The following is a 17,132-nucleotide window of genomic DNA, read 5'->3' as shown; positions in this document are numbered from 1 at the left end:
ACTATAAAAACCTAAATTCTTATGAAAACATCAATTGATCTGGTGAATGCATGGATCTTTCTCAATGAAGATGAACCCGTCGTAAACGGTCATCGTCTTAGCTATAAGGATCCCGGTAGCAGCTATCAGGAACTTATCACTAATAATGTATATAAAGCGGTAGATATTCTCTACCTGTGTTTTGTGACCACCACTCCTACCGGACTCAAAACTGTACCGGCAGGGAATGGAAATTCATATACCATTCGTATGGGTGACGGCAGTCATCCGGGCGGGCTTACCAATCAGGATTATATGGACTATATTCTTCATGATGCCCGCCAGAACAACCCAAATATTAAAATTGCCGTGACGTTAGAATGGGGTAACCCAAATGTACTTTCAGATATTTTTTCTAATACATCATATACCGATCAGGAGAATGCTGATCATTTTGCAGCCAACCTTATAGCCTATATGAAGGCATATGACCTTGACGGGTTTGACATTGACTGGGAATCGCCTATTTCCGGTTCCATTACACAGCATCAGTTCAAGTTATTGTTTACCGCTATTGGCGAACAGTTTAAAAAGCAAGGTAAAAAGTACTATCTCACTCTTTCTCCTGCCGAAGTAGGGCGTCTGGATGCCCAAACGGTAAATACGTATTTTGACTTTGTAAATGTACAGTTGTATTCCGGGTTCTCCCCTGCCAATCTTTTTATTAATGCAGGCATTAAGAAAGAACTGTTGGCCTACGGTGCCAAATTTGAAAGTGATTATCAAACTGCGCAACAGGCATATACCGAGGCAGTAAAGGGCGGTTATCACGTCATCACACAATGGCGCCTTAATTCAGACAACTTTACGTTTGAGCAGAGTCAGCAAAAAGAATTATACCGCCTTGCAAAACCTGCTAAGGTAGGTGCTTACTAATCATTTTTAAACAGCAACTCTTGTAATATACCTTCCCTGGTGGGTGATACTACGGGGGAAGGTTTTGTTTTTGGTTTTCAGATACCCCGTCTTTTTAGATGAGGTTGGCATATTTGCCTTTTTGGAAAAAAAGTAAGACTTTTAGAAATCGATAAACTAACTCGAAAACAAACCATCATGCAAAAACACGATTTCTCCGGTCTGAGTGCCGTATTCGTAAACTGCACTCTTAAAAAGTCACCTCAATTGAGCCATACCGAAGGCCTTATGCAACTTTCTGTAAATATCATGGAAAAAGAAGGAGTTCAGATAGACACTATTCGCCTGGCAGATCACGAAGTAGCTTTTGGGGTGTATCCGGATATGACGGCACATGGTTGGGAAAAAGATGAATGGCCCGTATTGTTCAAGAGGATCTTTGCGGCCGATATTCTTGTAATCGGCACCCCTATCTGGCTGGGAGAGCGTTCATCCATTGCTACGCAACTAATAGAGCGTTTGTACAGCATGAGCGGAAAACTCAATGAAAAAGGGCAGTATTTGTATTATGGGAAAGCAGGGGGTTGTGTGATCACCGGAAATGAAGATGGGGTAAAACATTGTGCTATGGGCCTTTTATACGCCTTACAGCATATAGGATATACGGTACCTCCCCAGGCCGATTGCGGATGGCTGGGAGAAATAGGCCCTGGCCCCAGTTATCTGGATGAAGGCTCCGGAGGGCGCGAAAATGATTTTACCAATCGCAACCTTACTTTTATGACCTATAACCTGCTGCACCTGGCACATATGCTTAAAAGCCACGGAGGATATCCCAGCTACGGTAATTCACGTACAGACTGGGACGATGGTGCCCGGTGGAACTTTGAAAATCCCGAATACCGTTAAGAAGCAAGTATTTTTTTATAACAAACAAAAATGGGGGTGCTTTGTGGGGGAAGAAAAATAGCCTTTAGTTGCCGGTTTTCTCATGGTGAGAATAATGGGGAACATCTTTTACCTACGCCTTTTTTATCTGTATGTTATTTGATTCTTTTTATGTATTTTTGGCCTCGTAAAAGTAAAAAAAACCATCTCTGGTAATGAAAAATATACTGGTACCCCTGGCAGCTTCACAAAATCCGCAGCATACCCTTCAGTATGCCATAGACCTTGCAGAGGTTATCAAGGGGAACGTATATGTACTGGCAGATTATAATGTGGTTTCCCGTGCCGGCAGCATTTTAAAGGTAGAGGCCATTATAGAGCGCGAAACCAAAGAATATGCCAAAAGTTTTACCGAGCAGGTGAACAGGCGGGATGTACAGGTAATTACCGTAACCGCCAAAGGAAACCTTAATGATCTTATTGGCAGTTTAAGTAAAGAACTGGATATTGATCTTGTAGTGGTCTCTTCCAATAGTGATATTAAAAATGAGAACTATCTCGGTGCGGTTTCCGGTAGTATTATTAAGCAAATGGAAGTACCGGCATTGATAGTTCCCGAAAATTATACATTTAAAGTTCCAAAAACCATATTAACCGCTTTTAGAAGCGGGATCATGAAACGAAAATGGGTATTGGAACCTTTAAAGCAGTTGAGCAGGATATTTAATGCCGAAGTACATTTGTTGTTTGTAAAAACACCCAAACATAAAGAGGAAGATCTCTTACTGAATGAAGACCTGAAAGGGTTAAGCGAAAAATTAACCACTACCGAAAATGCTACGACGTTTCAGGGAGTATTGGAACATTTTCAGGTGCAAAAACCCGAAATGTTATGTGTTTTTAGAAGAAAACGCGGTTTTTTTACCAAACTTTGGGAAAAAAATATAATTTTGAAGCGCGAATTCCACTGCAATGTACCGGTACTGGTATTGCGTGGTAAAATGTAACCTATAAAAGGGGCATTAGCTCAGCTGGCTAGAGCGCTACGCTGGCAGCGTAGAGGTCATCGGTTCGAATCCGTTATGCTCCACCAAAACCCTCCCCACACGGGAGGGTTTTTTTATTAAAGAAAAACCTTCTGCTTTATGTATATGGTATATATTCTTTACAGTAACGATTTTGACAAGTACTATGTAGGTATGTGTACCGATATTGAACGTCGGTTACAACAACACAATGCAGGCGCTTCCAAATCTACAAAAGCATTCCGGCCGTGGAAATTAATATATTCAGAGGTATATGAAAGCAGGCAGGAAGCCCGAAAACGTGAAAAGTATTTAAAATCGGGTGCGGGCCGTGAGTGGCGGGCCCGTAACTTACATAGGCACTAACTAATTTAGTTTAGAGTTTCTGTTTTCTAAACAGGAGGTCATCCCTGCCTGCCGGCAAGGCAGGGGTTCGAATCCGTTATGCTCCACCAAAACCCTCCCGACACGGGAGGGTTTTTTTATTATCTTTCTAATGAAAAGTATGTGTGAATTAAAGTTTTTTAATTGAACGGAAGTGATTATTTTGCTTAAATCAGCATTAATCAACAAATAGTTTTTTGATAATACAAGAAATTATTATTTTGTAAAAATTTTATTATTTAAGAGAAAAGAAATTATCATAAAAAGAGGATTGCTAAAAAAAGTAAAAGTTTTGAACTACATGTAGTTGCAAAAAGTCGTAATGTAGTTAAAATAAGGCCAAAGACACTTATAGGAAAAACTTTGTTAAATAATTAACTGAAATGGTTGAAAAGGCTCCTATCACCATTGCAAAAGTTTACAATAATGATAGTCAGCTGGCCTTAAAACGACTTCGTGAAATTGCTTTGGCACTCGATGTAGATATTCGAGAATTGTTAGTGCCTACTAAAGGCTGATACCTACGATAGGGATTGCAGCGGCATCCTTTTGCGAAAGCAAAAGATATAGCGGAAAGCCCGACCCGAGGAACGAGGGGCACGCCCCAATTAATATGAGATTGAGCTTAAAATATGTCCAAAAAACTTCTGTTCATTAGTCATGCAGCACCCGAGGATAATTATTTGGCGGGTTGGCTTGCGTCAAAGCTGCGGCTGTTGGGCTATGAAGTATGGGTAGATGTAAAGAACCTTCGGGCGGGCAGCAGTTTTTGGAATGAAATAGAGTTAAAGATGCGTGATGATTCGATACGGTTCATTGCGCTTGTTTCGCAAACCTACATTGACAAATCGCGCAACCGGAATACCGGGGTTTACAGCGAAGTTACTTTGGCCAAAACTTTGTCGAAGCAAATAGACAAGTATATACTTCCAATCAAAATAGATGATTCCAGTTATGACGACTTTCCGTTGAATATTTTGCCATTGGACACCATCGACTTTAGTAAGAATTGGGGCGAGGGGTTACAAGAGTTAACCAGCGAGTTGGAGGAACAGGGAGTTGAGAAAGGAGTATCAGACGACAATGTCCTGAAACAGTGGCATGAGTACCAGAAAATTCAGGGCAAGGTTATCAAGAGGGATGAATATTATGGCTCGAATTGGTTTCGAGTGACTTACCCCCAAACCGTATTTGTTTACAAGTTTCTGGGTGAGGAAAAGAGCTTGTATAAGCTAATTCCTTTCCCTTTTGTGAGAGATGGTGATTACATTTTGGGGTTCTTCTTAGATGCGGGTTTAGACTTTAAGTACAGCTATTCAGAAGCTGTTGAAACAAAAGACTTTGGCGAGTTTGAAACAATCACCCTCGGTGATGGCCATGAGATTAAAGATGCACCGCAGAAGCTGGTACGGCTACTCAATTATTCAATTAATGACCACTTTGAGCAGTTGGAGAACTTCGGATGTTACAGAGGGTCTGGCAAGAAGAAAATATTCTATCCAAAATATGGCGAAAAAAAGGACGCGTATATTTCGTTGAAGCCATTTAAAAAGCGTGGAAGACGTATTTATTCAAAAGCTGGAAAACAGAAATGGCGTTTTGGCCTTAGCTTCCTTTTTCAGTTGCACCCATTCCCGCATTTGTTAACTCATTACCATTTGGTGGTATCTGATGAAAATGGACTTCTTGATAAAGATGCCCAAATAAAGGCCAGACGATCTATTCCAAAGGAGTGGTTTAACCGAGATTGGTATGAAAGAATACTTGCATCCCTTTATCTGGCTTCTGGCTTTTCAAATGACTTGGAACTGATCGTTCCGGCTGGAAGGGAAAACATTGTAATAGACATTAGACCGGTAACATTCCGGTCAAGACACACTTATGAAGAAAGTTAGTAACCTGGTTTATATGACAGAGCCGGAGCTGACTTTCGGCAGTGGGCAAAAGGCAGACGACCCGAGGGACGGGCTTCTTTTGTTTGGCCCAAACGAGAAGTTTGATAGCTTATCGCTTAAAGCGGGGGTAATTGGAACGAAAGAAGGAATAACCAGTTATTCAGAGTTCGTCAAATCTTTACAATCCCCTATGATCTCAAAAAAGAAGATGTACGGGAATGAGATTGAGATTGAAAGTCAGCGGCCAAGTTTTCCAGGCTTTGAAGCGACTTTTGGCGTAAAGTGGAACCCAACTCCTGAACTATCCATCCAGATTGACGACAAAGAATTGGCTGATCTGCTGAAGGAAAAGGTAAAAAAGAAACGGACAAACAAGATTGTAGAGTTATACGCTTCCAAGGTTCTCAAGGCTCGAAAGGATGAAGATGTGCGGCTTGATATATGGTTTGTGGTCGTACCGAGAGACATTTACCTGCATTGTCGATTTGGCTCAAAAGGGCTGGATATTTCAAAGAAACTTCAAAGCAAAATTGACGCGCTGAATCAAGGGCAGATAGGAATGTTTCAGGATTTTGATGATGAATTGCGTGAACTGGATGCGCTAAAAGATGATTCCTCTGATTTCCACAATTTATTAAAGGCGCGACTATTGCAGGAGCGGGTGGAAACACCGATACAGGTTATTGTAGAAACTACCCTGAATTTTCGAGATAAGCTACTAAACAAGAAATACACAGATGACATTAAAGCGCATTTGGCATGGACACAATCTGTGGCTGTTTATTATAAGTTGGGCAAATTACCGTGGGCTTTAAATTCCATCCGGGATGAGGTCTGCTATGTGGGGTTAGTGTTCAAGCGTATAAGTGAAAAGGCTGAAAATTCCAGTGTGTGCAGTGCTGCCCAAATGTTCTTAAAGGATGGGGACGGGACAATTTTCAGAGGAAATATTGGCTTGTTTAAAAGCGAGAATAGCCCTGATTACCATTTAGATGCGACCAATGCGGAACACTTGCTGGGCATGGCTCTGGATGATTTTAAAGATAAACGTGGAAGTTATCCGGCTCAATTATTCGTTCATGGAAAAGTTAGGTTTAATGATGAGGAATGGCGGGGCTTTCAAAATGCCGTTGACATTAGAGGGGCGGAAACAAGCCTGAATGGAATTGTCATAAAGGATACCCGTAGCGACCCAAGAAAACGTTTGAAGCTGTTTAAGGATACTAATGGACAGAAGTGTGAATACGGAGTAATGAGAGGCTTGGGCTGGATTGTGGACGACCAGAGCGCATACCTGTTTACGAGAGGCTATATTCCACGTATTGATTCAACCAACCACTTGGAAATTGCTAACCCTTTGTACGTAGAGATCAACAGAGGGAATGAGGATATAAAGACTGTATTGAAGGATGTTCTCGCACTCACAAAGCTCAATTACAATGCTTGCGTTTATGGTGATGGGTTACCCGTAACACTTCGTTTCTCGGATCTTATTGGAAACATCCTGACGGCTACATCTGAATGGCAGTCTGAAATGAGACAGTTTCGGTACTATATCTAAATAATTCCTATTGTGCATTCATGAAAGAGAAAAAGAGACCTCATAAAAATTCCAAGGAGCCGGATTCAGAGCCAATTCAAAGAGGTCTGTTTGATGAAGAAAACGAATCTAAGCGATCTCGAATAGGAAAGGCAAATGTCCATTACAAAACTGTTTCGAGCATTCTAACAAAGGCCAGTGGTTTTATGGGTGATTATGATTTCACTATGAATCCTTATTCCGGTTGTTCTTTCGGTTGTACATATTGCTATGCGGCTTTCTTCGCTCGTGATAACACTCTGAAAGAGCAATGGGGGCAATGGGTAAATGTAAAGGAGAATGCACTGGCTATGCTCATCAAAAAGAGAAAACGACCCTTAAAAAATAAATCCATTTACCTAGGTAGTGTAACCGATCCCTATCAGCCTGTTGAAAAGGAATTGGAATTGACTCGGAGCTTGTTGAAAGAATTGGCTGCTTATCATGAACCCCGATTAGTAATACAAACACGTAGCCCTATGGTGACAAGGGATATTGATCTATTCAGTAAGTTTTCAACTCTTCAGGTCAATATGACGATTACTACCGACAGCGAATCAGTAAGGAAAGCTTTTGAACCGCAATGCCCATCTAATAAAATTAGATTAAAAGCTATCTCAGAATTAGCCGAAGCTGGTATTCAATCCTGCATTACTTTAACCCCCCTGCTTCCCGTGGAAGATGCAGAAACGTTTGCCCAGGCATTAAAAGCAACCGGAGTAAAGCGTTTCATCATACAACCCTTTCATGCCGAAAAGGGAAAGTTTGTAGCAGGCACACGGGAGGAAGCCATGAAGATCATTGAGCACTTCAGTTGGAATGATCAAAAATACCGGGACGTATTAGAAGTGATGCGAAAACATATCCCTGAAATAGGTATTGGAAAAGAAGGTTTCGCCCCAATATGAGCAGCGGATATAATGATATAAAAAGATGGATTCTTGGGGAGCAAGCTTTGCTTGACCAATGCATTGCTAATGCTGCAAAGGAATATTATAAAGACCATAAATCCTTACCCTATTTCACGTTTGATGTCAATGAGACAATTTCGGAAATGGGCATATTAAGCAAAGGTGGTGACCTTTGTTATGATCGGCCGACTATCGGGTTTTCATATTCTCTATGGTATCATGGTAGGCGCTTGAACGGCATGCTTGATTTTTATATCCGCTTACTCCTTGAGTCAAAAAATGAGAAACGATTAGAGGTTTTTGACTTGGGTGCTGGTACAGGAGCCATTCAATGGGCAGTAGGGTTAGCATATCTTGCCATGAAAGCATTGAGGCTAACCGTGCCACAAGTCAAGATAATTAACATTGATTCTAGTCCGTTCATGCTGGCTTACAGTCGTGATTACCTATGGCCTCAATTCGTCAATGCCTATCCGAATGCAAAAGATATTGATGTTGATTATAAATTGATATCGTGGGTAAATACAGAGGATAGAGAATTCAATAATGTGTGGCTTTGTGCCAGCTATTTATTCGATCATTCTGAAAATCAGGAATTAATAGCCGATGCATTTAAGGAACTTGCTGAGAAATACAAACCGCAAAAGATTATACTGCTAGGGAACTGGCAGAAACGACACCTCATTGATAAAGTAGCTGATAGCCTTGCTGAAGAAGAATATAATATAAGAAGTAACGATTTTTCAAAAGCCATTTTTTCGGGACAAATGACTGACGTCCGAAATATTCGAAACAGATTTAATGAGAAAGGTCTACGTTTCTATGGCCTACCCAAATGGGATGATAAAGCTTGGCATGGTAGAGTTTTAGAACCGAAACAAATAGGCTTGGGTCTTGCTTTTCCCAAAAAATATGACATTTATCAAAAAGCAGAAAAAGACCGAAAGAAAATACAGCTTACCGATGAACAAGAAAGAGCTGCTGCCATTAGTCGGAGCCCAGTCGTAATTATTGGCCCGGCTGGATGTGGAAAGAGTGTAGTACTTACCGAAAAAGTTAAAAATATTGTAGAACAGAAGGGAAATGAATTCAACCCCAAGCTCAATATTTTGCTGACCACATTCAATAAAGACCTTGTAAAATATTTGGGTGATTGGCTGGAAGCCATCCTTTCTGACAAAACCAAATTCGACAGAGGTTATGATTACTGGAAAGGTAAAGCTTCTCAGCATAGTTACTTCACTTTTAAAGGATCAAACAGACCCAACATCACGATCATGCATTTTGATGTTTTACCCACAAAAATAGGTGGTGTTGTCGGCAAAAAACCCTGGAAAGGAGATGATTATGAGCAATATCATTTAGGAAAAATGAGAGAAGCTGCTCAACTTATAACAAAGGAAAAACGACTTGCTACTGGTAAATATAAGAGTATTCTAGATGAGGAGTTCTTACTGGAAGAATACCACCGTGTAAAGTACGGTATGCAATGTCATACGAATAAAACATATCTACAGGTGCCTAGGACAGGACGAGGTGCCAAGCCCCAACTACAACGTGGCAAGAAAAGAAGGGAAATTGTAGTTAATATTTTCAGAAGGTATAAATCCTTATTAGCCGGAGATCAATGCGAATCCTTCATCATCAGGAGAGAACGATTTCTCAATAAGTTAAATAAAGGCAATGGCGGAGCTGGCAAGTTCACGCATGTTTTAGTAGATGAATTACAGGATTGTTGCCGCGCTGATTACGATATATTTTATGCATTGCTCGAGAATCCCAATAGACTGACTGTAGCTGGTGACTTAGCGCAGTCAATCAACATAGGAACAACAGCCCGCACTCCACCCCGTCCAAGAGAGAAAGAAATGAGACGCTTTAATAGAATTCTCTTGAGAGGATCATTTCGCTTGCCTTTTAGAGTAGGAGAATGCATTAAGCCTCTTTCAGAAAGAATTAAAGAAAAGTTCGCGAATGCTGAAAACACTGAGGTTTTTGAAATCATTCCTTACAAAGGTGCACCACCAGGGTCTAGACCTATCTTCATTTATAACAAAGAACCACGTGAACTTGCTTTAAAGATCAAAGAGGTCTTTGAAGCCTATAAGAGTTACGATAACCGTATTGAAAAAGTGGATGTTATGGAAAAGCGGTCAAACTTTTTATTGTCATTGTTTAAGGTTGGCTTACAAAGGGAAGGACATATTGTCCAAAAAATTAAGGGTATGGAGAAACCCTTTGTTACTTGGGATACGTTAGCCCCTGTCAATACTACTAATGAAGTTGAGGAATTTGTCTACACCATACTTACGCGTACTACAAATGTATTGGTGATCGCAGTGAGTAAAAAAATGATAACATCCTATTTTGACATAATTAAGGAATTCAAGAAAGAGCGGTTGATCTTTTGGGATGAACAATCAAGAAAGACGTATTCCAGTATTTGTAGCCGAGAGCAAGAAGAAAACCCATTGGATGAAGAAGATGATGAGGACGAAGATATTGAGGAAGGTACTGAGGAAGTAGAAATATAAAGTGTTGTTGATTTGTAGTTCCTGAACTATGGTTTTATTGAAATCATTGATAACCCTGCGGGTTACCAACAATTCCAACAAAATAGTAATAGCAATAGCTGCATTTTAACATGATGTTTATTTCAAAAAGCAGCTATTAAAGCCACCCCTACCTTTACCCGGCTCTTCTTTGCCCATTTCTAAAAACACACCTACCAACCCTCTCCCAACACGGGGAGGATTTTATTTTACGATTTCCTTACCTTTATCACAAAAACAAGATCATGGCATTAGAGAACAAAGTAGTCTATATAACCGGAGGCACCAAAGGTATTGGTTTTGGGGTAGCCAAAGTATTATTGGATGCCGGCATGCGGGTAGCGATTAGCGGACGTAACCGGAAAGATGCAGAAACGGCTGCACGCCAGCTTACGGATAATGCTTCGCGAGTATTGGGATTGGGCAGTGATGTAACCCAACTGAAAGAAGAACAGGCAGCAGTACAAGCTATTTTGGATACCTGGGGGCAACTGGATGTGGTGCTGGCCAATGCCGGACTGGGGCATTTCGCGCCCATAGATGAGATGACGCCTGCACAATGGCAGCAAATGATAGACACCAATCTTACCGGGGTGTTTTATACCTTAAAAGCCTCGGTAGAGGCCCTAAAGGCTTCTAAAGGGTACTATATGACACTGGCCAGCCTGGCGGGTGCCAATTTCTTTCCCAAAGGTGCCGGATACAACGCATCTAAGTTTGGTGTGGTAGGGTTTACGCAGGCAGCCATGCTGGACCTTCGGCCGTATGATATTAAAACTACAGTGATCATGCCGGGATCAGTAGCGAGTCATTTTAATGACCACACCCCTTCTGAGGCCGATGCCTGGAAAATACAACCGGAAGATATTGGGCAGCTTATTGCCGATTTACTGCGTATGCACCCGCGTACACTCCCCAGCAAAGTAGAAGTGCGCCCTACACGTCCCGACCTCAAATAGTAAAAACGGATACGGTAATCACCTTATGAAAGTTTTTTGGTAAGGTGATAACCGGTATGTATGGTTTACATCCAACATTGTTTTACGAGGAGAGAATAGTGGCCTTAGTGGTTACGGTAGGATGGCTGACTGGTATTTGCTTTATCAAGCTCTTCGTCAATCTTGTCGTCAAATTTCAGATTGTACAATACCCATATATCTTTTGCCTTGTAATATTTGAAGATGAAACGCAGGGGTTGCCGTTCATATTTTACCAGATATACATCTACTTTAAAACCTTCTCCCAGCCGGGTTTCTCTTATTTTTTCAAATCCGGTATAGGCTCCCGAAATGGTTTTAAACTCCCGAATTTGAAATTTTACTTTTTCAGAACCATCTTTATTCTTTTGCATCCACGGGTTGGTAGCAAAAATATAATCAAAGGCGCCATCGGTATCGGTTTCGTATTTCTCAAAGAACAGCGAAGTCATCTGGTCGGGGGTCTGTTGCGCCAGAGATACGGTATTATAGGCCACTAAGCCCAAAATAAAAAGTATTTTTTTCATGAGGTTTGGTTTCCACAGAGCTTTTAAAATTGCTAAGATAAGGTGGTTTTACTAATGTTTTGGTTATAAAATATTTGTTGGTTAGAATTATAAAAACAAAGCCCCTTTAAGGGGCTTTACTTTGTATGTAAGTGGTTTTGAACCGTATCAGGGAGCATCAAAGTTAACGGCTATCCAGTATGAGTTTTTCAGAAAGTGCGGAGTAGGCGTTACACTAATATCTTTTAGTAAGGCATAGTCGGTAAGGGTATATTCAAAAGTAACCGTATTGTCACGAAGATCTGCCAGTTTTTTGTGTACCAACGCTCCTACAATGGCCAGAGCTATTGGGAAAAATACTCCCGAGAAAACAGCAATGATCGCTTTTTGCCACCAAGCCAGTTGTATATGCTCATAGCCTTCTACAATATGAACACTTATTTCCTGTTTTTGACCTTTAAGGGGCCCTATGTTGAAATCAATACAAAACCCGAGGTCAGCATGCACGTCAAACTTTTTTCCTTTTACTTGAGCCAAAGCAGCCAATTGTGCGTCTTTGGACGTAAAAAGGGCTTTAATAAGTTCAATATCTGTTCCTTTAAACTTAACATCATTTACTGAAACACCATATACATTGCCACCTCCAATTAATACCGTCTTTGCATTTACGGGATGTAAGAGCGGGAAATGGCCAAAAAAGGCTTTAAAAACTTCGGATATCTCATCGTACAGAAAGTTAGGTGAGAAAACAACCTGCATGAATCTACCGGACTTATATACATTTTTACTTATACGCTTTATATCATCATTACGCATACCTGAGGTTCCTGCTGTCCACCCGATAATAAGGGTGTTGTAATAGGCATTTGTGGTATAATGAATGTTTTTAGCTTTTGGTAACGGCGATTTTATGGTAACCGATTTTCCTTCGTCCAAAGAAGGCATATCCATGTTTTTGTCAAAACTCATGGAATGTAACAGGATCTCTGTATCAAAGAAACGGGAAAGAATGCTGATAAGGGCATCTTTTATTTTATTTGGAATAACCACAGTAATTTTGGAAAATACCCAGTCTATGTTTTTCCCTTCTAGGTTGAGTCTCAGGTCATAGACCATTTGCTGGCCAGTATCACGCGATTCTAACTTAAAGATACCCAGATCGATACCGGCGAGGTTAAATTTCATTTTAAATTTACCGGTAATCTTCTTTTGGTCGTATGTAATGCTACCTTCCAGTGTAGCAGCAAAGTTAATATGGCCGTCTTTGGTAGCTTTGAGCTCTATCGCACCCAGTTTTACATCAGCGCTGATGTTACCTTGGGCGTTTTCCCGGTTATGTACCATTCTGGAATTGGAATTCTGGAGGCTAGCCGTAATTCGTTCGGCAAGTTTGGAGATACTAATACCAACCCCTGCTTTTAAGAACCAGGACGGAAGTGGCCAGGAGGGATTATATATTTCTTCTGAGCGCACACCACGTTCAATCATTTTGTCCAGAATGGTGTCTCTGGTAATATCGCAATCGTTGTCTGAGCGATTTGAAAGGTTTTTGTCTGTTTGTTTTGCCATAGTATCAGATTTAGAGTTATAATGATTTTTATATACTTCTGCAAGTGTCATACTCACATTGCAATAGCTATGCTATTTACACATTCGTTCTGTGAGGAGATGCGTGGTAATGATACCAATTTACGAAATCTTATTGTATGTAGTAAAAAACCTATATAAAAACAGGTATTATTCTGTATGATAATTCTTATATTTTTTCAATTATCTTTATAATACCTCACTTTTAGAGGGTATGTTTGCTTTGTTTGCAAGATGTGGCAAACTTTTTTTAGCCTGTGTCAAAAAAGGGACACGAAAGATCTGTGAAGTGTGTTGTTTTATTTAGACCGGGATGTTTTCTGTTTTATAAAATCAATGGTTTTTTTAACGGTATCTTTAAGGAAAGGGGGTAGCGTATCTTCGTTCCACGGGTGTCTGGCGCCAAAAACATGATCGGCTCCTTCCAGTATATACAATTCACTTTTCGGGTTCCATTGGTGCAGGTTTTCGGCTTCATCAAAAGTAACTGATGTGTCCCGGGTGCCGTGCACGATAAGGTGGTTTTTATGAGTAAGCTCTGCAGCAGCGCGGGAAATGGTAAGACGTGTTTCATTGGCAGCGAAGTCTTCCCAAAACTGAAAATAATGTGGCATTTGTTGTTGAGTACGCGCATTGGTAATATAACTAACTCCTTTTTCCTGCCAGGTATCAAAAAGGTCTCCTGTGGGAAACCGCTTCTTAAAATCACTAACCCCGGCCCAGCTCACTACGGTGCTAACCCGTGCATCTTCGGCCCCGTAAAGGGTTACGATACCGCCACCGCGGGAATGCCCTATTAATGTAATATTCTGGCAATGGGTAAGAGTTGCATAGGTGTTTTGAATATGGTTTATGAGGTCCTCGAGGTCTGCCAGTTCTTTACTGTAGTTATTTTGTCCGAAAGCGTCCAGATCAGGAAAATCGATTGGTTGTTCTACGGTACCCCCATTGTGTGAAAAATTGAATTTCACAAAGCAAAATCTGTTATTGGCAAAAGCCTGTGCCACCAGATGCCAGGTACCCCAGTCTTTAAAACCTTTGTAGCCATGACAAAAAATCACCAGAGGCACCGCTTTTTTATCTCCCGGATGATAGAGATCATACAATATGGGTTTTTTATTTTCTCTTTGCAGTATTTGGTTTTGGTAGTTTTTCATCAGGATATTTCTTTTTCAATAAAGGGGGTTTGGGGGTGGCATATCTCTAAAATAAGCTGTTGTAACTGTAACCGGAAGTTTTCCAGGGTTTCGGTAGTGATCCCATAGTGTTTTTCACGGGCCCTGGGCCCTTCTTTAACGGCAAATCTGAGAAAGCCTCCCTGGTAGTTCTTAAAAGAAATGATACCGGCTTCAGTATCGTGCGTTCCCAATAAGTCTTGTAGCATATAGGCATAGGCCAGTACCTGAAAAGCCTTGCTGTACTTATAGTCGGTAGTCAGGAGGTTCCAGTCATACAGTTCCAGTTCGTTTTGCTGCACTTTTCCTGTTTTATAATCAATGATCCGCAAGGTACCGTTCCTTTTGTCAATACGATCTGCTTTGCCCTGAATATATACCGGAAAATCCAGTTCGGGAACAGGAACGGGAGTTTTAAGAGATTGTTCCAGATGTATAATTTGTATGGAGGCCCCGGCACGGAGATCTGCTATTTCCATTTCCAGAAATTTTTCTACATACCGTACGGCAATATTGAAAACGAGCAGGTTTTTACCACGGCTCATATCACCGCCTCTATAGGTTTTTGTAAAATTCTTTTTTACTTCTGTTACTATGTTTTGTGTAGTTTCTAAAAGCGTATCGGCATGGAGAAAATGCCCTTCAAAAGGTTTATACAAAGCTTCCAGAGTATCGTGTACTACGGTTCCCAGGGTATTGGCCGCTACGGTTTCTTCCAGTTCTGCTTCGTTGCGTATGCCCAAAACCGATTGCATATAAAAATCTAACGGATTCCTTATAAAAGTGGTAAGGGCGGTAGGAGAAAAGCCTTTTTCGGCTATTTCTGAAAGCCTGGATAGTAAGGAAGGATTTTTTTCTACGGATACGGGAGGCGGGGTAGCAATATGCACTTCGGGGGCTACGGTGGTTTCTGTAATGTGATGCATGGGCATCCTGGAAAGGGTAAGCTGTAACAAAAAACGGCTTTTTTCACTACCTTCCAGCACATCGGGTTCTGTATTGTACAGCAAACATATGTTTTTGGCTTTTTGCAACAAATGGTAAAAGTGATAGGTATAGACGGCATCTTTTTCTTTATAGGTCGGGATACCGTAGGCGGTTTTAAGATCAAACGGAATGAAAGAAGCATCTGTTTTCCCCGACGGGAGGATGCCCTCGTTAACTGAAGTAACTATAATATTTTCGAAATCCAGATTACGGCTTTCAAGCACTCCCATTACCTGCAGGCCCTGTAAAGGCTCTCCCTGAAAATCTATGGTTTCCTGGTGTATGAGTTCTTTGAAAACGTGCCTAAGCCCTTTAAGGTCGCCAATATGGTTATACTGTGTGTTGAGAAGTGCTATTTGGTTAAATATCCGGTACAACCGGTATAAGTATTCCAGATATAATGGTTGCTTTTGGGTGGTCTGGTACACTTCTTTTAAATGGGCGATAAGGGATGATGCGTTTTGTATGATCTTGCTTACCGGAGTTTTTTCGTTAGTGAGGAAAATAGCCTCTACAACCGCAGTGGTATTTGCTGCAAAATGCCGGGTAAGGGTGTCACTATCTACAAAAACAAGATTTTCATGGTGTATTCTTTGAAGGAGTTTGGTGGCATAATCGGTTTTTTCGTGTAAAAGGGCCATTTTTCCCATAGGGTGCGACAGGAAGTTTACCAAATGTTGATAATAGTGTCCCTGTGCGGAATGATTGGCAATAAGCTCAAACCAGGCATTGAAAAAGGATGCTACGGGTGTAAGGAAAAGGGGATACCCTCCGGTAATATTCACCCGGGTAACGGAGGAAGGTAAGGCATTGAGAACCGGTGCAAGAAGCAACTCATTGCCTAATATAATAGCCGTATTTTGAAGTGTTTTACCCTGTTCCTGCCATTTTTGGATAAGCTGCCCTACGTACTTTGCCTGTCCCACATTTTTGGGAATACCGGTAATCTGAATGTTTTTAGCTTGGGTAAAAGTGCTTTCGGGCAGTGCAGGAGGATGCTTTTTAAAGTATTTCCACTCCTTGAGATATTTTCGTATAAAAAAGCCGGCATCGTGCTCGGGGTTTGAAATAAAATAAGGATCGATATCCCAGAAAATGCGGGTATTTCCAAATTCAAGAAATTCCTGAATAATAACAGATTCGGCTTTGTTTAAAGCATTGAAGCCTATGAACACAAAGTTTTTTCCGGAATGATTTTGAAGATAATGTTCAATATTGGCTACGGCTTCCCGGTATAGAAGGCCCTGGTAACCGGTTTGTTTTTCGAGAAGCCGTTCTGTAAACTTTTGATAATAATTGCCAAAACGTTGCCAGAACCGGATATAGTTTTTTTGAAGTGTTGTTTTTTCCTCCTTGAGGTACCAGTGATTGAGTTCTTTGATGGAGGAGAGATAGGTAAAGAAGTTTTGAGAGTCAATAAGATACCGGTCAATCTCGTTAAAATCCTGTAGCAGCATTGTTCCCCATTTGGCAAAAGAATGGAAGCTTTCTGCTTCTTTTTCAGGGGTGAGTTGCCGGTAGGTATCGTAAAGTTCAAAGAGGAGAACGGTAGTATCTGCGGTTTTAAGCCCGGAGAGTTCTTTCACAAAGGTTTCAATACTGTAAAGGGAAGGGCCAAATCCTGTTTTCTGGTTATGTTGTAGTAATTGATCACGAAGAAACAACCCTGCTCTTTTACTGGGAAGTACAAGTACCAGATCACTAAGTTGTGTATATTGGGTAACAAGGGTCTCTGCTATTTGCTGTAAAAAAGGCTTCATTGTATAAAAATA

Annotated in this window: 13 protein-coding genes and 1 tRNA gene; 10 read left to right on the top strand and 4 right to left on the bottom strand. The window is 40.9% G+C overall.

Features of this window, described 5'->3' with window-relative positions:
- The first annotated feature begins 21 nt into the window (after positions 1-21).
- The 10 genes from WAO84_RS16035 to WAO84_RS15990 all read left to right on the top strand — a co-directional run bounded on the left by WAO84_RS16035 (position 22) and on the right by WAO84_RS15990 (position 11,087).
- A complete protein-coding gene (locus WAO84_RS16035; RefSeq protein ID WP_340067087.1) occupies positions 22-915 on the top strand; it encodes a glycoside hydrolase family 18 protein in 894 nt (297 codons plus the stop codon).
- 177 nt (positions 916-1,092) lie between these two features.
- Positions 1,093-1,803 (top strand): flavodoxin family protein, encoded by a 711-nt coding sequence (locus WAO84_RS16030; protein ID WP_340067086.1) that lies wholly within the window; start codon positions 1,093-1,095, stop codon positions 1,801-1,803.
- 194 nt (positions 1,804-1,997) lie between these two features.
- On the top strand, positions 1,998-2,789 hold the full coding sequence (locus tag WAO84_RS16025) for a universal stress protein (RefSeq protein ID WP_340067083.1): 792 nt from the start codon (positions 1,998-2,000) through the stop codon (positions 2,787-2,789).
- Between the two features lie 9 nt (positions 2,790-2,798).
- A tRNA-Ala gene (locus WAO84_RS16020) sits at positions 2,799-2,875 on the top strand.
- Between the two features lie 58 nt (positions 2,876-2,933).
- Positions 2,934-3,173: a GIY-YIG nuclease family protein gene (locus WAO84_RS16015; protein ID WP_340067081.1), complete on the top strand. Its 240-nt coding sequence runs from the start codon at positions 2,934-2,936 to the stop codon at positions 3,171-3,173.
- A 650-nt stretch (positions 3,174-3,823) separates the two neighbouring features.
- Positions 3,824-5,086 (top strand): toll/interleukin-1 receptor domain-containing protein, encoded by a 1,263-nt coding sequence (locus tag WAO84_RS16010; RefSeq protein ID WP_340067080.1) that lies wholly within the window; start codon positions 3,824-3,826, stop codon positions 5,084-5,086.
- Entirely contained in the window at positions 5,073-6,647 is a 1,575-nt protein-coding gene (locus WAO84_RS16005; RefSeq protein ID WP_340067078.1) for an argonaute/piwi family protein, read from the top strand. Before WAO84_RS16010 ends, WAO84_RS16005 begins: the two co-directional genes overlap by 14 nt.
- Positions 6,648-6,667: 20 nt before the next feature.
- Positions 6,668-7,573: an SPL family radical SAM protein gene (locus WAO84_RS16000; RefSeq protein WP_340067077.1), complete on the top strand. Its 906-nt coding sequence runs from the start codon at positions 6,668-6,670 to the stop codon at positions 7,571-7,573.
- The gene (locus WAO84_RS15995; RefSeq protein WP_340067076.1) at positions 7,570-10,110 is read left to right on the top strand and encodes a UvrD-helicase domain-containing protein; all 2,541 of its coding nucleotides are present in this window, start codon (positions 7,570-7,572) and stop codon (positions 10,108-10,110) included. Before WAO84_RS16000 ends, WAO84_RS15995 begins: the two co-directional genes overlap by 4 nt.
- A gap of 263 nt (positions 10,111-10,373) precedes the next feature.
- Positions 10,374-11,087 carry an SDR family oxidoreductase gene (locus WAO84_RS15990; RefSeq protein WP_340067075.1) on the top strand — a complete coding sequence of 238 codons (714 nt, stop codon included), beginning with the start codon at positions 10,374-10,376 and terminating at the stop codon, positions 11,085-11,087.
- Positions 11,088-11,191: 104 nt separating this feature from the next.
- On the opposite strand, the gene WAO84_RS15985 is transcribed toward WAO84_RS15990, so the two are convergent.
- From WAO84_RS15985 to WAO84_RS15970, 4 genes are all read right to left on the bottom strand, one after another.
- Positions 11,192-11,632 (bottom strand): hypothetical protein, encoded by a 441-nt coding sequence (locus WAO84_RS15985; protein WP_340067074.1) that lies wholly within the window; start codon positions 11,630-11,632, stop codon positions 11,192-11,194.
- 147 nt (positions 11,633-11,779) lie between these two features.
- Positions 11,780-13,180, bottom strand: coding sequence for a hypothetical protein (locus WAO84_RS15980; RefSeq protein WP_340067073.1), 1,401 nt, complete (start codon positions 13,178-13,180; stop codon positions 11,780-11,782).
- A gap of 317 nt (positions 13,181-13,497) precedes the next feature.
- Positions 13,498-14,355, bottom strand: coding sequence for an alpha/beta hydrolase family protein (locus WAO84_RS15975; RefSeq protein ID WP_340067072.1), 858 nt, complete (start codon positions 14,353-14,355; stop codon positions 13,498-13,500).
- Complete coding sequence (locus tag WAO84_RS15970) at positions 14,355-17,120, bottom strand: PD-(D/E)XK nuclease family protein (RefSeq protein WP_340067070.1); 2,766 nt, start codon at positions 17,118-17,120, stop codon at positions 14,355-14,357. The genes WAO84_RS15975 and WAO84_RS15970 overlap by 1 nt, the downstream gene beginning before the upstream one ends.
- Positions 17,121-17,132 lie beyond the last annotated feature (12 nt).

The sequence above is a fragment of the Ascidiimonas aurantiaca genome (genome assembly GCF_037646345.1).
Classification (GTDB): Bacteria; Bacteroidota; Bacteroidia; order Flavobacteriales; family Flavobacteriaceae; genus Ascidiimonas; species Ascidiimonas aurantiaca.
The sequence above is the reverse complement of the archived record's forward strand: the minus strand, read 5'-3'. Positions and strand labels throughout refer to the sequence as shown.

Coding starts and splice junctions, on each gene's coding strand:
- WAO84_RS16035 (WP_340067087.1), top strand. CDS start 22: ATGAAAACATCAATTGATCTGGTGAATGCATGGATCTTTCTCAATGAA.
- WAO84_RS16030 (WP_340067086.1), top strand. CDS start 1,093: ATGCAAAAACACGATTTCTCCGGTCTGAGTGCCGTATTCGTAAACTGC.
- WAO84_RS16025 (WP_340067083.1), top strand. CDS start 1,998: ATGAAAAATATACTGGTACCCCTGGCAGCTTCACAAAATCCGCAGCAT.
- WAO84_RS16015 (WP_340067081.1), top strand. CDS start 2,934: ATGGTATATATTCTTTACAGTAACGATTTTGACAAGTACTATGTAGGT.
- WAO84_RS16010 (WP_340067080.1), top strand. CDS start 3,824: ATGTCCAAAAAACTTCTGTTCATTAGTCATGCAGCACCCGAGGATAAT.
- WAO84_RS16005 (WP_340067078.1), top strand. CDS start 5,073: ATGAAGAAAGTTAGTAACCTGGTTTATATGACAGAGCCGGAGCTGACT.
- WAO84_RS16000 (WP_340067077.1), top strand. CDS start 6,668: ATGAAAGAGAAAAAGAGACCTCATAAAAATTCCAAGGAGCCGGATTCA.
- WAO84_RS15995 (WP_340067076.1), top strand. CDS start 7,570: ATGAGCAGCGGATATAATGATATAAAAAGATGGATTCTTGGGGAGCAA.
- WAO84_RS15990 (WP_340067075.1), top strand. CDS start 10,374: ATGGCATTAGAGAACAAAGTAGTCTATATAACCGGAGGCACCAAAGGT.
- WAO84_RS15985 (WP_340067074.1), bottom strand. CDS start 11,632: ATGAAAAAAATACTTTTTATTTTGGGCTTAGTGGCCTATAATACCGTA.
- WAO84_RS15980 (WP_340067073.1), bottom strand. CDS start 13,180: ATGGCAAAACAAACAGACAAAAACCTTTCAAATCGCTCAGACAACGAT.
- WAO84_RS15975 (WP_340067072.1), bottom strand. CDS start 14,355: ATGAAAAACTACCAAAACCAAATACTGCAAAGAGAAAATAAAAAACCC.
- WAO84_RS15970 (WP_340067070.1), bottom strand. CDS start 17,120: ATGAAGCCTTTTTTACAGCAAATAGCAGAGACCCTTGTTACCCAATAT.